Raw genomic sequence first — 17,084 nt, 5'->3', positions numbered from 1 at the left:
TCATGGATTCACAAGGCAGGGAGGCGACGGGCTCCACGGGGGAGAGCGGGCCTGTCGATACGGGGCTTCTCGCCCTGGTCATGCTGGCCCAGTACCACGGGGTGCCGGCCAATCCGGAACAGCTGCGGCACGAGTTCGCCGCCGATGGCGAGCCTTTCGACGCCGACCGCATCCTGCTCGGGGCGCGGCGGCTGGGGCTCAAGGCGAAGCGCGTCCGCACGAAACCTTCCCGTCTGGAGCAGACACCGCTCCCGGCGGTGGCCCTGGCGAAGGACGGCCGCTTCTTCGTGCTGGCCCGCGTCAGTGACCAGGGTGCGCTCATCCAGCATCCCGGCAAGGGTCCGGCCCAGCGAATCTCGCGGGAAGACCTGGCGGAGCTGTGGTCCGGGAAGCTGATCCTGTTCACGTCCCGCGCCTCGCTCACCGCGGAACTGGGGAAGTTCGATTTCACCTGGTTCGTGCCCGCGCTGGTGAAGCACCGGCGCCTGCTGGGCGAGGTGCTTCTGGCGTCGTTTTTCCTGCAGATCTTCGCCCTGGTCACGCCACTGTTTTTCCAGGTGGTGATGGACAAGGTCCTGGTGCATCGCAGCCTGACGACCCTGGACGTGCTGGCCATCGGCCTGCTCGCGGTGATGGTCTTCGAGGTGGTGCTGTCCGGGCTGCGCAGCTATGTGCTGGCACATACGGCCAGCCGGATCGACGTCGAACTGGGTGCGAGCCTGTTCCGCCACCTCATCAATCTGCCCATGGGGTATTTCCAGTCCCGGCGGGTGGGCGATTCGGTGGCGCGGGTTCGCGAACTGGAAAACATCCGCGAGTTCCTGACCGGCAATGCCCTGACCCTGGTGCTCGATCTGTTTTTCTCGGTGGTGTTCATCGCCGTGATGTTCTTCTACAGCGGCTGGCTGACGCTGATCGTCATCGCATCGTTGCCCCTGTACGTGATGATCTCGCTGTTCATCACACCGCCGCTGCGTGCGCGGCTGCACGAGAAGTTCAACCGCGGCGCCGAGAACCAGGCCTTCCTGGTCGAGAGCATCAACGGTATCGACACCCTCAAGTCGATGGCGGTGGAGCCGCAGACCACGAAGAAGTGGGACGAGCAGCTGGCCGGCTATGTCTCCGCCGGTCTGCGGACCACCCAGCTGTCGACCGTCGCCCGCGAGCTGATTTCGCTTGTGGGAAAGCTGGTGACGGTGGGCACGCTGTGGCTGGGGGCACGGCTGGTGATCGAGGGCGACCTGACCGTCGGCCAGCTGATTGCCTTCAACATGCTGGCCGCGCGTGTCGCCCAGCCGATCATGCGTCTGGCCAACATGTGGACCGACTTCCAGCAGGTCGGGATCTCCATGCAGCGGCTTGGCGACATCCTCAATGCACCCACGGAATCCTCGTCCGCCAACCGCAGCAGCCTGCCCCGTCTGGACGGGCGAATCGACTTTGACCAGGTGCATTTCCGCTACCGGCCCGACGGTCCCGAGGTGCTGCGCGGGGTCAGCCTGGAGATCCCGCCCGGTCAGGTGCTGGGCGTGGTCGGCCGCTCCGGATCGGGCAAGAGCACCCTGGCGAAGCTGATCGGCCGGATGTATGTGCCCGAGCGCGGGCGGGTGCTGGTGGATGGCACCGACCTGGCGGTGGCCGAGATCGCTTCGCTGCGCCGCCAGATCGGCGTGGTGCAGCAGGAGAACATGCTCTTCAACCGCAGTATCCGCGAGAACATCGCCCTGGCCAGCCCGGGGGCACCGCTGGAACAGGTGATGGCGGCCGCGCGCCAGGCCGGGGCCCACGACTTCATCCTGGAAACCCCCGAGGGCTACGACACCGTCGTCGGCGAGCACGGTGGCACGCTTTCCGGCGGTCAGCGCCAGCGCATCGCCATTGCCCGCGCCCTGATGAACGACCCGCGCATCCTGATCTTCGACGAGGCGACCAGCGCCCTCGACTACGAGTCGGAGCGCGTCATCCAGCAGAACATGGCGCAGATCGCCCGTGGTCGTACGGTCATCATCATTGCCCATCGGCTCAGCGCCGTACGCCGGGCCGACCGCATCATCGTCATGGACCACGGCCAGATCGTCGAATCCGGGACCCACGACAGCCTGGCCGAGCGTGGCGACGGCATTTATGCGGGCCTGTTGCGCCTGCAGCAGACCTGAGGGAGGGCGCCATGGGGATGCGGCGCAGCGCATGGCAGGACCTCAAGGGGCGCTATCGGCGGGCCTTCGCCATCGCCTGGGGGCGCCGGCGGGAGATGGACCCGCCGCGACGAGTGCCGCACGAGCAGGAGTTCCTCCCGGCGGCCCTTTCGCTCCAGGAGACGCCGGTGCACCCGCTGCCGCGCGTCATCATCGGTCTCATCCTGCTGCTGGCGGTGCTGACCGTGGTATGGGCCACCCTGGGGCGCATGGACATCGTTGCGGTGGCCGAAGGCAAGGTGGTGCCGGACGGGCGTACCCAGACGGTACAGGCCACGGAGACGGCCAGCGTCAGGGCCATCCGGGTACGGGACGGGCAGCGCGTCGAGGCCGGCGATGTCCTGATCGAGCTCGACTCGACCCTTTCGACCGCGGATGTGACGCGCCTGAGCCGGGAACTGCTGTCCGCCCGCCTGACCGCCGCGCGTTCGGAGGCGTTCCTGGCGGCCCTGGACGGCGATACCGAGCGGCCGGTGCTGCAGCCGGATTTCCCCGCGCCGGAGGATGTTCTGCTGGTGGAGCAGCGGGTGTTGCGCGGCCATGTGCATCACTACCGTGCCCGCATGCAGCAGCTGGATGCGGAGATCGCGCGCAGGCAGGAGGAGATCGCTGCGGCGGGCGCGATGGTGGCCGGGCTGGAACAGACCCTGCCGATCATCCGCGGGCGCAGCGATGATCTGTTGCAGCTATCGGACGCGGGCATGGCGGCCCGCCACGAGCAGCTGGAACTGGAACAGCAGAGCATCGAGGCGGCGAACGCCCTGGACGCGGAGCGGGCACGGCGCTCGGAGGCGGAGGCTGCGCTGCACGAGGCGCGCGAGCAGCGCCGTACCCTGCGAGCAGAGAGCCGGCGAGAAGCCCTGGACATCCTCCATCAGGCGCGTTCCGAGGCGGAGTCCCTGGAACAGGAGCTGATCAAGGCGCGGCGGCGTGACGAACTGATGCGCCTGCGTGCGCCGGTGACCGGCACGGTGGAACAGCTGGCGGTCCACACGGTGGGTGGCGTGGTGGAGCCGGCCCGGCCGTTGATGACCGTGGTGCCGGAGGATGCCGAGGTGATGGTGGAGGCGACCCTCCCCAACAAGGACATCGGCTTCGTGCGGCCGGGCCAGACGGCCGAGGTGAAGCTGCAGACCTTTCCGTACACCCGTTACGGCACGGTCGAGGGCGAGGTGCTCGAGGTCTCGCAGGATGCGGTCCAGGACGAACAACAGGGGCTGGTCTACGTGGTGCGGGTCCGCCTGGATCGGGACACGGTCCTCGTGCAGGACGAGCCCGTGCGCATTTCCCCCGGCATGATGGCCACCGTGGAGGTGAAAATCGGCAAGCGGCGCATCATCGAGTATTTCCTGACGCCGCTGCTGCGGGCGGCCCGCGAGAGTCTCAACGAGCGCTGAGGCGGCCGGGTCTCAGCGCACCTGCCGGACTTCGTCGCGGCGGAAGGCCCAGGTGCGGGTGATGACCAGTTCGTTGTATTCCTCGCGCATGGCCTCGGTGAACGGGGCGTAGGGGGCGCCCAGTTCCACGATGCGGATGGCGGCCTCGTCGAGCACGGGCTCGCCGGAGCTGCGGGCGACCTGGATATCGATCAGTTCACCTTCGGGGTTCAGGCGCACGGACAGGACCAGGCTGCCGGAAAGCCCCTGACGCCGGGCCTCGTCCGGGTAGTTGAGGTTGCCGACGCGTTCGACCTTGTCGATCCAGGCCTGGAGATAGGCCGCCTCCGGTGCGCTGCGCGCCGACAGGCTGTCGAGATAGCGGGTGCGCTGGCCGCGTGCGGCGAAGCTCTGGCGTTCCTCCGCCGGGGCCGCGCGGGCGCTCTCCAGTCCGCGGTTCATCAGGGTGGCGGCATCCGGGCGCGGCTCGGCCTCGGGGGTCTCGATCGGTTCCGGTTCGGCGACCTCGGGCGGGGCCGGTTCCGGCGATTCCTCGGCTTCGGGCATCTCCGGCTGCGGTTCGGGTTCGGGGGGCGACGGTTGCGCCACCAGCGGACCGGGTTCCGGCAGCGGGGCCTCCACGCCTTCGGGGCCGGGTTCGCCGGTGCCTTCGTCTGCGGCCTCGGGAGCGGTGGCTTCCTGGTCTTCGGGGTCTTCGGCGCTCGCCTCCTGGTCGATTTCGGCGATGCGCTCGACTTCCTCGGGGGGCGGCGCGGCGGCCTCGGGATCCGCAACCCGGGTAATGTCCAGCGGCTCGCGCGGGCTGGGGTCGGGCAGCTCCACGGTGAAGCCGATGCCCAGGATCACGAGCCCGTGGGCCAGCACGGCCAGGAAGACCATCGTGGCGAGATGGTTCGGACGCGCGGCGGCGTGTTCCGACGGGGGCGTCGGCACCGGGCGCTCAGGCTGGTCCTGGGGGGCGGGCATGGCGGATATGGCGCTGGATCCGGGGATCGGAAAGTACGTGGGCGGTCAGTATACCGGTGGTGGCGCCGGCGATCAGCGCGGTCAGCCACAGGGGTGGCAGGAGCAGTGGCAGGCCCGGGTGCGGGATGATCACCAGCCATGCGAGCAGGAACTGCCCGGTGACATGCGCCATGGCGGCCGCGATGGCCAGCCCCGTGGCGCCGACATGCCGCGGGGCGAAGGGTGCCAGCAGGGCCAGTGCGGCCAGCGCGGCCAGGGCGCCGGTCAGCGACAGCCAGAAGGCGGGGCTGAGCAGGGTGCCCAGCAGCAGGCTGCTGCCGACCACCCGCAGCAGGGTGACGGCGACTGCGGCGCGCCAGCCGAGGGTGAGCAGTGTGACGAGGGTCACGATATTCGCCAGGCCCGGCTTGACCCCCGGGATGGGACCGGGGATCGCGGCCTCGAGGATCTGAATGCCGATCGCGATGGCGGCGAGGGCAGCGATCTGCTGATCGCGGCGGGAGGCGGAGCGGTCGGCGTTCACGGTCAGTAGTGGATGCTGTCCCAGGCGGGTTCGGCGCCCTCTACCCGGAGGGTCAGGCGGTTGGGCAGGCTGATGGCCATGTCGCCGCGGGTGGAGAGCCAGCCGGCCCCCTCGCAGATGTTCTGTGTGCCCGGGGATTCCGCACAGCGGGCGCGCCCGGTCTCGATGTCCACCCGGGTGGTCCCGGCGGGGCCTTGCAGGCGCAGTTCGCGCGGGCCTTCCAGGGGCTCCCGGCGCGCGGGCTCGCCGGCCTGGGTAATGACCAGGCTGCGGCCCTCGCTCCCCGCGTCGGGGTTCCAGGCGAGGATGAAGGCGGTCACGACCAGTCCGGCCCCGGTTGCGGCGATGACCGCGTCCCCCCAGCGCAGGCCCGGAATCCTCACGGTGTGGTGCCGGCCTCCGGCCGTTCGCGGACCTCCGGCTCGGGGTGGGGCTCCCCGAGCTCGACGCGCGCGGCCATCGCCGGCGTGGCCTCGATGCGGCCGTCCGCCAGGACCACCAGGGCGTGGTCAATCCCGAGCCGGGCGGCGTATTCCGGCCAGTGTTCGGGACCGGCGATCATCAGGGTGGTGGCGGCCGCATCGGCCAGGCCGCCGTCACCATGCAGCACGGTCGCGGAGCGCACGCCCTCGGTCGGGCGGCCGGTTCGCGGGTCGATCACGTGGTGGATGCGTTCGCCATCGTGTTCGTAACCGCGCTCATAGTCCCCGGAGGTGAACAGGCCCTCGCCTCCGCCCAGTTCGATGCCGCCGAGGGTGCCCCCGTCCGGGTGGCGGATACCGATGCGCCAGTCGCGGCCGGCGGGCCGGCCCAGCGTCATCAGGTCGCCGCCGGCGTTGACGATGGCCGCCTCCACGCCCAGATCGGCCAGCAGGTCACGCGCGCGCTCCACGGCGGCGCCCTTGGCCAGTCCGCCGAAGTCCAGCTGCAGGTCCGGGTGGTGTCCGGTCAGGCGGACCCCGTTGCGTTCGATGTCTCCCATCGACGGCGGGTCCTCCAGCAGGTCGGCCAGCGTGTCGGCATCCGGGGGCGGGCCGGCGGGCTCGTCCCGGTGAAAGCCCCAGGCGGCGACCAGTTGTCCCATGGCGGGATTGAACAGCCCGTCGGTGGCCTCCTCCACCGCGCGGCCCTGCTCGATCAGCGGCAGCACCGACGGCGGGGCGCTGAATTCGCGTTGCAGCGGCAGCAGCTGGTTGGTGCGCCCGAGCGAACCTTCTTCCCAAGCGTGCCAGGAGGCATGCAGGATGTCGAGCTCCGCCTGCAGCTCGCGTTCGATCTCGGCGAGGTCATATTCCCCGGCCGGGGCGACCGCGACCTCGACCAGGGTGCCGAAGGCCCGGAACTGCAGGTGCTCGGTTTCCGGCGTGCGTTCGCAGGCCACCAGCAGCATCGCGGTCAGTGCTGCGAGGACGGGAAAAAACAAGGTGCGGCGCGGATTCATGCGGTTTCCCCCGTCACGAAATCGATGTAGCGGCCGGCGAGGTCCGCATCGCAGGCTGCATCCAGCTCGCGGACGCCGGTCGGGGAGGTGACGTTGATCTCGGTCAGGGATTCCCCGATGACGTCCAGTCCGGCGAAGTGGATGCCGCGCCGTCGCAGCTCCGGCCCGACGCGTTCGCAGATCTCGCGGTCGCGCGCGGTCAGTGGCACGGCTTCTCCCCGTCCCCCGGCCGCCAGGTTGGCGCGCGATTCACCGGGTGCCGGAATCCGTGCCAGGGCATGCTCGAAGGGTTCGCCGTGGATCATGATGATGCGCTTGTCGCCGGCCGTGAACTCCGGCAGAAAGCGCTGCGCGATGACCGTGCGCCGATCGAACCGGGTCATGGTCTCGAGGATCACCGAGGTGTTCGGATCGCCCTCGCGGACGCGAAAGATCGAACTCCCGCCCATGCCGTCCATCGGTTTGACCACGATATCGCCGTGTTGCTCGAGGAATGCGCGGATACGGGCGCGGTCGCGGGTGATCAGCGTCGGCGGGGTGCAGTCCGGGAACAGCGCCGTGAACGCCTTCTCGTTGATGTCGCGCAGCCCCTGCGGCCGGTTCGATACGCAAACCCCCGCATGTTCCGCGAGCTCGAGCGTGTAGGTGGAGTAGACGTATTCGGCGTCCGCCGGCGGGTCCTTGCGCATCAGAATGACATCGAAGCGATCCAGCGGGCCGGTGGTTTCCGTGCCCAGTTCGTGGAAGGCTTCGGAACGGTCCCGAACCTCGATTGGCCGGCTGCGGCCCATGGCGCGGCCGTTTTCGACCCACAGATCGTTCATTTCGAGATAGTCCACGGCGTGATCCCGGGCCCGTGCGGCGAGCATCATGGCGAAGGTCGTATCCTTGGCCGGCTTGATCCCCGTGACGGGGTCCATGATGATGGCGATCTTCTGGGGCACGATAACGGGCCTTTTCGTGATCCGTGTCAGACGATTATGCCACGCGGGGCAATATTACCGCTCGATGTTTGTGTATCCCGCGGGACTTCGTTAGATTCGGTCCTGCATATAGCCTTAGGGGGGATAAGGTGTCTGACGCGCCAGCGGAAGCCGACTCGGCCACCGAGTTTCAGGGAGTGAAGGTCATGGTGATCGACGACAGCAAGACGATCCGGCGCACCGCCGAATCCTTGCTGCAGAAGCACGGTGCCGCGGTGGAAACCGCCGTGGACGGCTTCGAGGCCCTCTCGAGGGTGGCGGATTCCCGCCCCGACATCATCTTCATCGACGTCATGATGCCCCGTCTGGACGGGTATCAGACCTGCGCCCTGATCAAGAACAACAAGCAGTTCAGGGAGACCCCCGTCATCATGCTGTCGAGCAAGGACAGCGTGTTCGACAAGGCCAAGGGGCGCGTCGTGGGGTCGGAAGATTATCTCACCAAGCCCTTCACCCGGGACGATCTCCTGGACGCGATGCGCAAGTACGCGCACCAGGGTGCCCCGGAATGAATTCATCGCGAGTAAATCGCGCGCACCAACCCAGGAAAGAATAACGCCATGGCCCGTATCCTGATCATTGACGACTCCCCGACCGAGATCCATGTCCTGCGCACGATGCTCGAGAAGAACGGGTATTCGGTATCCACGGCGGCCAGCGGGGAGGAAGGTGTCGAGACCGCGCGGGCCCAGGTGCCCGACCTGGTCCTGATGGACGTCGTGATGCCCGGTCTGAACGGCTTTCAGGCCACGCGAGAGCTCTCCAAGCAGGAAGAGACCGCCAATGTTCCCGTGGTGGTGGTCAGTACCAAGGATCAGGCGACCGACCGCGTCTGGGCCATGCGCCAGGGGGCGCGGGACTACATCACCAAGCCGGTCACCGAGGACACCCTGCTGCAGACGATCGAGAAATACCTCTCGGCATGAAGGTCGATATTTCCACTCCGTTTGCGCTGCTCGCGAGCCTGGATCGCGAGAGCCGGCGGGTGAACCGGGAGTATCAGCGCGATTCTTCATCCGGCTGGCGCGGCGTGCTTCTGGCCGTGGGCGAGTTTCGCTTCCTTGTGGACATGGAAGCGATTTCGGAAGTGACCGATCCCATGTCCCTGACCCATGTCCCGCTGGCCGACCCCATGGTGCTGGGGGTCGGCAATCTGCGCGGCCTGGTACTGCCGGTGTTCGACCTGGGGCGGCTGCTGCTGGGCGAACCCCTCGCCGGTGACAGCTCGCGCCAGCGCATCGTGGTGGCCCCGCAGGGGCAGGGCATGGCCGGGCTGCTGGTGAGTCGGGTAGAGGGCATGCGTAACTGTGCCCCGCATCAGCGGCGCCTGGAAGTGGACGTGCCCGAGGCGGCGCGTCCGTTTGTTACGGGGGGATTCGATCTGGGCCACCGGCTCCACCCCGTGCTGGATCTCAATCGGCTACTGAACGATACCGGGCGGTTCGCGGGGCTCGAGACGGCGGAACCGGCCGAAGGTCAACAGCAGGCGGTCGCCTCCTGACGGGGCGGCATCACTGTCACAGGGAGTCAACGCTTTATGGGATTGAGTCGTCGTATGCGCAACCTCCTGCTCGGGGGGCTGCTGGTAGTCTCTCTGATCGGGACGGGCGTCGCGTTCACCCTGCACGAATACGAGCAGAGCCAGTACCGCGACCGGATCGCGCTGGCGAACGACATGCGTCTGCTGTCCCAGCGGCTGGCCACCGGCTCGCTGGAGGCCGCGGCCGGTTCCGAGCGCGCCTTCGAACAGATCGGCGAACTCCGCGATGCGTTTGACCGCAACCTCGAGGAACTGCGCGACGGTGGCGAAGGCCTGGGGCCGCTGCCGGACGACCTGCAAGCCGACCTGGAACAGGTTCAGGGCGAGTGGAGCGGTTATCGCGACAACGTGAACACGATCCTCCATGGCCGTGATGCCATCGAGGAAGTCACCGAATTCTCCGAAGCCGTGAACGAGTTCTCCCCCGAGCTGGCCCGGCTGTCCGACAGCGTGGTGCGGCGCATGTCGGAGATTGGCGAGGACCCCGACCAGATCTACGTGGCCGCGCGCCAGACCATGCTGATCCAGCGGATCGGCAACAGTCTGAACGAGGTGCTGCAGGGCGGTGCCCGTGCCGCGACCGCGATCGAACGTTTTGAACGGGACGCCACCCTGTTCGGGCGGGTGCTGGACGGACTGATCGAAGGCTTCGCGCCGCTGGGCATCGAGGCCGTGGATGATGCCGAAACCCAGGCCATGCTCGACGAGATCGGAACCCTGTTTATCGCCTTCAGCGAGGCGGTCGAGGGCGTGCTCGAAACGTCTTCTCGGGTCTTCGAGGTGAACGCCGCGGCGGCGGACGTGGAAGCCGGCTCCGGTGACATGCTGGAGGCGACGGGCGATCTGGAGACCGCTCTGACGGAAAGGGCGGACCAGGCCGGCTTCATTGCCCTGGCCGGTTTCGCCTTCGGTCTCCTGTCACTGGTGTTCCTGCTTGCGCTGGGCCTGTTCCTGTATCGCGACACCCGTCGCGAACTGGCGGAAACCGAGGCGCAGAACGAGCGTAACCAGCAGGCCATCCTGCGTCTGCTCGATGAAATGATGAACCTCGCCGACGGGGACCTCACGGTCAACGCGACGGTGACCGAGGACTTCACCGGCGCGATCGCGGACTCGATGAACTTCGCGATCGAGAACCTGCGTACGCTGGTCGCCACCATCAATAGTGTGGCGGACGATATCAATGACTCGGCCGCGAACAGCCGCGCCCAGGTACTGGGGCTGGCCGAAAAGGCCGAGCAGCAGACCCAGGAGATCCAGCAGGCGAACGACGCGATCGACGAGATGGCGCAGTCGGTCGACAAGGTGGCCTCGGACGCGGGGCAGTCCGCGGGGGTGGCACGAAATTCCGTGGATATTGCCTCGCGCGGGGCGGCCACCGTGCGCCGTTCCATCGAGGGCATGGATTCGATCCGCGAACAGATCCAGGAGACGGCGAAACGGATCAAGCGCCTCGGCGAATCCTCGCAGGAAATCGGCGACATCATCGGCCTGATCAACGATATCGCCGAACAGACCAACGTGCTGGCCCTGAACGCAGCGATCCAGGCCTCTGCGGCCGGCGAGGCCGGACGCGGATTTGCCGTGGTGGCGGATGAGGTCCAGCGTCTGGCAGAACGTTCCAGTAGTGCGACGCGCCAGATCGAAGGGCTGGTCAAGGCGATCCAGGCCGATACCAGCGAGGCCGTCAGCTCGATGGAACAGAGTACGGCCAACGTGGTGTCCGGGGCCGAGATGGCCCAGGCGGCGGGTGAGGCCCTGTCCGAGATCGAGCAGGTTTCCAACGATCTCGCCGGCCTGATCGACGGCATTTCCTCCTCGGCCCATCAGCAGGCGGAAATGGCGAAGAACGTCACGTCCATCATGGCGCAGATCCGTGAGATCACCACTGAAACCACCGAAAGCACGCACACCACGGCGGCCTCCATCGACGACCTGGCCCAGCTGTCGCAGCAACTGCAGTCCTCGGTTGCGGACTTCAAACTGCCGGCTTCGGATCAGGACGGCGCAGGTCGTTCCGGAACGCAGGGTTAACGGCCGGGCCACGCAATGGTTGCCAGTGCACTGAACTGGGTACGGGACGAGCTGGACGCGCTGTTCGGCGAAGTCCAGGAAGCCCTGCGCCAATACTCCGACGACCCGACCAGCGTGGAATCGCTGGACCGGGCCCACGAGCGTGTCCGGCAGATTCGCGGGACGCTCGTGATGGTGCAGGTCGAAAGCGTCGTGAAGGTGTGCGACGAGATGCTCGCAGTGCTGGAGCATCTGCGCAGCGGCGAGTCCGCATCGGCCGCGACCACCGAGGCATTGTTGCGCGCCGCTCTGCAGCTCCCCGACTACCTCGAACACGGCGATGCCGCCGACCTGCCGTCTCCGATGGTGCTGCTCCCGCTGCTCAACGAACTCCGCAGCGTTCGTGGAGCGAGCATGCTGATGGACGTCGCCGAACTGATGCCCGACTTCGACGACGTCGATGATTCGCGCATGGGTGAGCCGGAAGAAGGGCTGTCGCCGGCCGAACGCCTGCGGACCCTGCAGCAGGCCCGGCGCAGTTTTCAGCGGGATCTGCTGGGACTGGTGAAGGGCGTGGATGCGGCGTCGGCCGCGGAGCGGTTGCACGAGGTCTCGCGCGAGGTCGTGCGGGCGGTCCCGGCCGGTGATTTCCGGCGTCTGTTCTGGGTGGCCGGTGCCCTGCTGGAGGGGCTGGCGCGCGGCGGGGTCGAGCTCAACAACGACATCCGGCGTCTGGTGGGGCGGGTCGATCGCGAACTGGGCCGCTACCTCAATGCGCTGTCCAATCAGCTGCGTGAGGGTGGCCAGGCCGACGACCTCGATTACGAAGCCCCCGTCGACACCATCAAGACCCTCCTGTTCCACGTGGCACGGGCCGAGGCAGATACCGAACAGACGCGCGCGGTGCGCGAGGTCTTTCACCTCGATGACCTGAATGCCCGGGACGAGGACGCATCCAGCGGTCTGGGGCGCGAAGTCTTCGACAAGCTGCGTGCGGCCCTGGAGGATGATCTCGGAGAGGTCCGCGAACGCCTGGACGTGCTGATTCGTTCCGCGACCCGCGAGGCGGGCGATCTCGAACCATTGCGCGAACAGGTTCGGCGGATCGGTGCCACCATGCGCATGCTGGGGCTGGAACAGGGCGAGCATCACACCCGGGCCCTGGACGAATGTCTGGAACCCACGCGTCTGGCCCACCACGACGAACGTCTGGAGATGGAGCTGGCCCAGCATCTGCTCGCGCTGGAGTCCATCGTCGAATCCGGCCTGGAAGGCGAACGCGAGACCGCCAGCGGCGAGGCGGCCTACGACCGGAAGCTGGCGGAGGCGCTGTACCGCGAATCGCTGGTGGAGGTGCGCCGGGTTCGGGAAAACCTCATGGGTTTTCTGTCGGGCGACGCCCGTGCCAGCAGCCTCGACGAGGCGCGTGATGCCCTGCATCGCACACGCGGCGCGCTTTCCATGGGGGGGTTCCGCAGCCTGCATTCGCTTATTGATCCGCTGCTGCGTTTCCTCGATGACCGCGAGGGGATGACCGCGGCGGATCTGGCACCGGATGCCGTGGATGCACTGGCGGAGGTGCTCAGTTCGATCGAGGTCGCGCTGGAATCCTCCGGCCAGCCCTGGCGCGAACTCGACAGTGTCCATGAACGCGGTCGCAGTGCCCTGCAACGCCTGAGGGCATCCGACGACACCGCCCCGGTTCGGGAATCCCCCATGGCGGAACCCGCCGAGCCCGAACGGCCGGAGTCGGCTGACGGGGAGCCGGCCCCGATACCGGAACTCGATGTTCCAGAGGCGTCGGACAGCGCGCCGGAACTGGCCGCAGGAGATGCCGTACCGGATCCCGAACTCCCGGAAGAGGCCATTGTGCCGGCGCCGCGGTCGGAACCGGATGCCGAAGCCGCATTATTCAGTTCCGAGCTGGCTGAAGAGGGGGCGAGCGAGGAACCTGCCGGCGAGCCCGAGCCCGAGCCCGAGCCCGAGCCCGAGCCCGAGCCCGAGCCCGAACCCGAGCCAGCTCTCGAGATGCCCGCCGCGCGGGAGGAGGCGCCGGTCGGTCTCTCGCTCGCGGAACGCCCCGGTGGCCTGACGTTCGACGAGGCCGTCCTCCAGGAGCAGGTACTCGGGCCGGAGGCGGACGGGGAGATCCTCGACATCTTCCTGGAAGAGGCCGAGGAAGAAATCCAGAGCCTGGACGAGCAGTACCCGATCTGGCGTTCGGCACCGGGCGACATGGATACGCTTTCCATCGTGCGTCGTTCCTTCCACACGCTGAAGGGCTCCGGCCGCCTCGCGGGAGCGTTGCGGCTTGGCGAGTTCGCCTGGGTGGTGGAATCCTTCCTCAACCGGCTGCTCGAAGGCACCGATCAGGCGGATGGAGACACGCTCTCCGCCGTGGGCGATGCGGTGTCGGTGCTCCCCGGACTGGTGGCGGAGGTGCGTGACCAGAAGGGACCGGAAACGCCGGTCCTCGATATTGTACTGCGCCTGGACGCCCTGGCCGCCGGCGAGCCCGCCGCGACCGCTACGGACGCAGAGCCGGCCCCGGCGGCCCCTCCGGCAGGCGCCGAGGACGATCTTGCGGCCCTGGCGCGCAGCATGGATGCCCTGGATGCTCCCGACGAGCCCGAGCCCGAGCCCGAGCCCGAGCCCGAGCCCGAGCTCGAAGGCGGGCTCGAGCACGACTCGCTGATCGAACTCGAGTCTCCGCTCCCGGAGGGCGATGCATCCGCCCCGGAGCCGGGCTCTGGCAAGGAATGGGCGGCGACGGACCAGGAAGAAGGTCATGTACTTGACGTCCCGGCGGACGAGGACGAGGCACCGGCGGAGGAGTCGGCGATCGACCCGCAGCTGTGGGAGGTCTTCTCGGCCGAGGCCCTCAGTCATCTGGACACGGTTCGGTCGTGGCTGGAGGAAGCGGAGGCTGGCCCGCCGCGCCCGCCGAGCTATGCGCTGGAGCGGGCCCTGCATACCCTGCACGGCAGCGCGCGCACCGCGGGCGTCTCGACCGCGCATTCGGTGTGTCGTCCGTTCGAAAACCTGGTGCACCTGCATCGCGAGATGGAGGAACCGCTGGGCCCGCAGGGCATTGAGCTGCTGCGTCGAGTGGCCGACCACCTTGGTGCGGTGGTCGAATCGCCGGTGCCACCTCCGGTAGCTCGGCTCGAGACGCCGCCGGAATGGGTGAACGAGGTCGAGGGCCTGTTCGCCGAAGCCCAGGACCGCTGGAATCGGCCGTCCGGGGGGCTGGAAGCCGAGGCGCTCGCCGAGGTTACGGGCGACCTCAAACCGGAGACCGAGCTCGAACCGGAGCCGGAGCCGGAGCCAGAGCCGGAGCCAGAGCCGGAGCCAGAGCCAGAGCCAGAGCCAGAGCCAGAGCCAGAGCCAGAGCCAGAGCCGGAGCCGGAGCCGGAGCCGGAGCCGGAGCCGGAGCCGGAGCCGGAGCCAGAGCCGGAGCCGGAGCCAGAGCCGGAGCCGGAGCCGGAGCCGGAGCCGGAGCCGGAGCCGGAGCCAGAGCCGGAGCCGGAGCCGGAGCCGGAGCCAGAGCCGGAGCCAGAGCCAGAGCCAGAGCCAGAGCCAGAGCCAGAGCCAGAGCCAGAGCCGGAGCCGGAGCCGGAGCCGGAGCCGGAGCCGGAGCCGGAGCCGGAGCCGGAGCCGGAGCCGGAGCCCGTCGATGCGGCCTCCCACCCGGCGGAAGACGAGATTGATCCGGAGTTCGGCGAGGTCTTCATCGAGGAGGCCCATGACATTCTCGAGCAGGCGTTCCATACCCTGGCGGCCTGGCGCGAGGCCGGCGGCCGGCCCGGCCCGGACCAGGAAGCCTTCCAGCGCGAGGTGCACACCCTGAAGGGAAGCGCCCGGATGGCGGGGTTCACGGTGGTGGGCGCGATTGCCCACGCTCTGGAAACCACCCTGGGGATCGAGACCGAAGCGGGCCAGGATCCCCGTCCGTCGTTCTTCGACGCGGCGGAGAAGGCCCTGGTGGAAGTTCAGGGTCTGGTCGAACGCGGCGTCGGACCGTGGCAGACGGATGAAAACGAAAGCCGAGAACTGGCGGTCCTGAGGCGCTGGACGCTGGAAGAAGAAGCCGATGGTGACGGCGCGGAGCAGACCGGGGAGGAGACCGCCGAAGCCGAGCCGAGCGAGGCGCCGGCGGACGGGGAGGCCGCAACCCGGGCCGCAGATGCCGAAACGGGTAGCCGCAAGCTGCAGGACCAGGTGCGGATGGACGCCGAAGTGCTCGACAGCCTGGTCAACAATGCCGGCGAACTGGCGACCTTCCACCGGCGTTTCGAGCAGACGGTGGGTCGGGTAGAAAACCAGGTCGAGGAGCTGGACCGGACCATCACGCGGGTGCGCGAACAGCTGCGCAAGCTCGAGATCGAAACCGAGGCGCAGGTGCTGTTCCGGGTGGAACAGGAAACCGGCGAGGAGCAGGTGGATTTCGATCCGCTGGAGATGGATCGCTACTCCGGGATTCAGCAACTTTCGCGCGCGCTGGCGGAGAGTGTGAGCGACCTCGACAGCCTGAAGCAGGAGGTGGACGACGAGCTCCGGACCGCCGGCGGCGTGCTGGTGCAGGAAAAACGCGTGGGTACCGAGCTGCAGGACCAGTTGATGCGGCAGCGCATGGTCCGGTTCGCGCGCATGGCGCCACGCCTGCGGCGCGTGGTGCGCGCGGCGGCCGACGACATGCAGCGCGAGGTCCGGGTGGATTTCGTCGGCCAGGATTCCGAGCTCGACCGTGCCCTGCTGGAGCGCCTGGTGGCCCCGCTGGAACACTTGCTGCGCAATGCGGTGGCGCACGGCATCGAAACGCCCGACGAACGGGAAGAACGTGGAAAGCCGCGGGAAGGCCACATCACGGTAAGCCTGGAGCAGGCCGGCAGCGAGATCCGGATGGAGGTTGCCGATGATGGTGGCGGCATCGATGCCGAGGTCGTGCGGGCCAAGGCCATCGACCGCGGAGTCATCACGCCGGAGGCGGAACTGAGCGACAATCAGGCCCTGCAGCTGATCCTGCAGTCCGGATTCTCGACCGCCGCCTCGGTGAACCATGTGGCCGGGCGCGGTGTGGGCATGGATGTGGTCAACGCGGAGGTCAAGCAGCTCGGCGGAACGCTGGACATCGATTCCATCCCGGGTTCCGGATCGCGGTTTACTTTGCGGCTCCCGTTCACGCTGGCGATCAGCCAGTCGTTATTGGTGCAGGTCGGGGAGGAGACCTTTGCGGTTCCGATGGCCTCGGTGGAGGGCGTGGTACGCGCGCGGCGCGAGGAGATCGACGACTCCGGCGCGGCGCCGACCTACAGCTATGTGGGCCAGGAATACGCGCTGCATTCACTGGGCGAGATCCTTGGCATCGAGACCCAGGCCGGGGTTCACCCGCTGCCGGAGGAGCCTTTCCCGCTGCTGCTGGTACGTGCGGACGAGCAGAAGGTCGCGCTGCGCGTGGATGGCCTGGCGGGCAGCCAGGAGGTGGTGGTCAAGTCGGTCGGTCCGGTGCTGAGCCGGATCCCCGGTGTGGCCGGGGCCACGCTGCAGGGTGACGGCTCGGTGATGCTGATCCTGGATCTGAGCATGCTTATGCGGTTCGCAACCGTGGCGACCGCCGCCGAGGCCGAGGCCGTCGAGCCCGAAAGCGCCGCGACGCGCATCATGGTGGTCGACGACTCGATCACCATTCGCAAGGTGACCGCGCGTCTGTTGACCCGCAGGGGCTACGAGGTAGTGACCGCGCGCGACGGCCTCGATGCGGTGACGCTCCTGGACGAGCGCCGGCCGCATCTGATCCTGCTGGACGTGGAGATGCCGCGTATGGACGGGTTCGAATTCGCTGCCCACGTGCGGGAGCATCCGGAATTTCACGCGGTGCCCATCATCATGATCACCTCGCGCAGCGGTTCCAAGCACCGCGAGCGAGCCATGCGGCTGGGTGTGAACGGTTATCTCGGCAAGCCGTACCTCGAGAACGACCTGCTCAGCGAGATCGAGCATCAGCTGGAGGGCACTCCGGCATGAGG

11 protein-coding genes and 1 pseudogene are annotated in these 17,084 nt (G+C 68.0%); 7 read left to right on the top strand and 5 right to left on the bottom strand.

Features of this window, described 5'->3' with window-relative positions:
• Nucleotides 1-2: 2 nt before the first annotated feature.
• Both D577_RS0111215 and D577_RS0111210 read left to right on the top strand, forming a co-directional pair.
• Entirely contained in the window at nt 3-2,156 is a 2,154-nt protein-coding gene (locus tag D577_RS0111215; protein WP_026289031.1) for a type I secretion system permease/ATPase, read from the top strand.
• An 11-nt stretch (nt 2,157-2,167) separates the two neighbouring features.
• Nucleotides 2,168-3,592: an HlyD family type I secretion periplasmic adaptor subunit gene (locus D577_RS0111210; RefSeq protein WP_018947565.1), complete on the top strand. Its 1,425-nt coding sequence runs from the start codon at nt 2,168-2,170 to the stop codon at nt 3,590-3,592.
• Between the two features lie 12 nt (nt 3,593-3,604).
• Here D577_RS0111210 and D577_RS0111205 read toward each other — a convergent pair whose 3' ends face one another.
• The 5 genes from D577_RS0111205 to gshB are packed head-to-tail and all read right to left on the bottom strand — an operon-like array spanning nt 3,605 to nt 7,466.
• Nucleotides 3,605-4,558 carry an energy transducer TonB gene (locus D577_RS0111205; RefSeq protein WP_018947564.1) on the bottom strand — a complete coding sequence of 318 codons (954 nt, stop codon included), beginning with the start codon at nt 4,556-4,558 and terminating at the stop codon, nt 3,605-3,607.
• Complete coding sequence (locus D577_RS0111200; protein ID WP_018947563.1) at nt 4,533-5,081, bottom strand: Gx transporter family protein; 549 nt, start codon at nt 5,079-5,081, stop codon at nt 4,533-4,535. The genes D577_RS0111205 and D577_RS0111200 overlap by 26 nt, the downstream gene beginning before the upstream one ends.
• 2 nt (nt 5,082-5,083) lie before the next feature.
• Nucleotides 5,084-5,464 (bottom strand): NusG domain II-containing protein, encoded by a 381-nt coding sequence (locus tag D577_RS0111195; RefSeq protein ID WP_018947562.1) that lies wholly within the window; start codon nt 5,462-5,464, stop codon nt 5,084-5,086.
• Nucleotides 5,461-6,522 carry an FAD:protein FMN transferase gene (locus tag D577_RS0111190; protein WP_018947561.1) on the bottom strand — a complete coding sequence of 354 codons (1,062 nt, stop codon included), beginning with the start codon at nt 6,520-6,522 and terminating at the stop codon, nt 5,461-5,463. Before D577_RS0111190 ends, D577_RS0111195 begins: the two co-directional genes overlap by 4 nt.
• Entirely contained in the window at nt 6,519-7,466 is a 948-nt protein-coding gene (gene gshB, locus D577_RS0111185; RefSeq protein WP_018947560.1) for a glutathione synthase, read from the bottom strand. The genes D577_RS0111190 and gshB overlap by 4 nt, the downstream gene beginning before the upstream one ends.
• A gap of 128 nt (nt 7,467-7,594) precedes the next feature.
• On the opposite strand from gshB, the gene D577_RS0111180 reads away from it, so the two are divergent.
• From D577_RS0111180 to D577_RS0111160, 5 genes and pseudogenes are all read left to right on the top strand, one after another.
• Nucleotides 7,595-8,017, top strand: a complete 423-nt coding sequence (locus D577_RS0111180; RefSeq protein WP_026289030.1) for a PleD family two-component system response regulator — start codon at nt 7,595-7,597, stop codon at nt 8,015-8,017.
• Nucleotides 8,018-8,065: 48 nt separating this feature from the next.
• A complete protein-coding gene (locus D577_RS0111175) occupies nt 8,066-8,431 on the top strand; it encodes a PleD family two-component system response regulator (RefSeq protein ID WP_018947558.1) in 366 nt (121 codons plus the stop codon).
• Nucleotides 8,428-9,006 carry a chemotaxis protein CheW gene (locus D577_RS0111170; protein WP_018947557.1) on the top strand — a complete coding sequence of 193 codons (579 nt, stop codon included), beginning with the start codon at nt 8,428-8,430 and terminating at the stop codon, nt 9,004-9,006. The genes D577_RS0111175 and D577_RS0111170 overlap by 4 nt, the downstream gene beginning before the upstream one ends.
• Nucleotides 9,007-9,060: 54 nt before the next feature.
• Nucleotides 9,061-11,034, top strand: a pseudogene (locus D577_RS0111165) (methyl-accepting chemotaxis protein); the annotation flags it as partial.
• Between the two features lie 60 nt (nt 11,035-11,094).
• Complete coding sequence (locus D577_RS0111160; RefSeq protein ID WP_026289029.1) at nt 11,095-17,082, top strand: Hpt domain-containing protein; 5,988 nt, start codon at nt 11,095-11,097, stop codon at nt 17,080-17,082.
• Nucleotides 17,083-17,084: the final 2 nt, after the last annotated feature.

Origin of the sequence: Thioalkalivibrio sp. AKL17 (assembly GCF_000377885.1) — a bacterium.
Taxonomy (GTDB): Bacteria; Pseudomonadota; Gammaproteobacteria; order Ectothiorhodospirales; family Ectothiorhodospiraceae; genus Thioalkalivibrio; species Thioalkalivibrio halophilus.
This window is presented reverse-complemented; position numbering and strand designations above follow the sequence as displayed.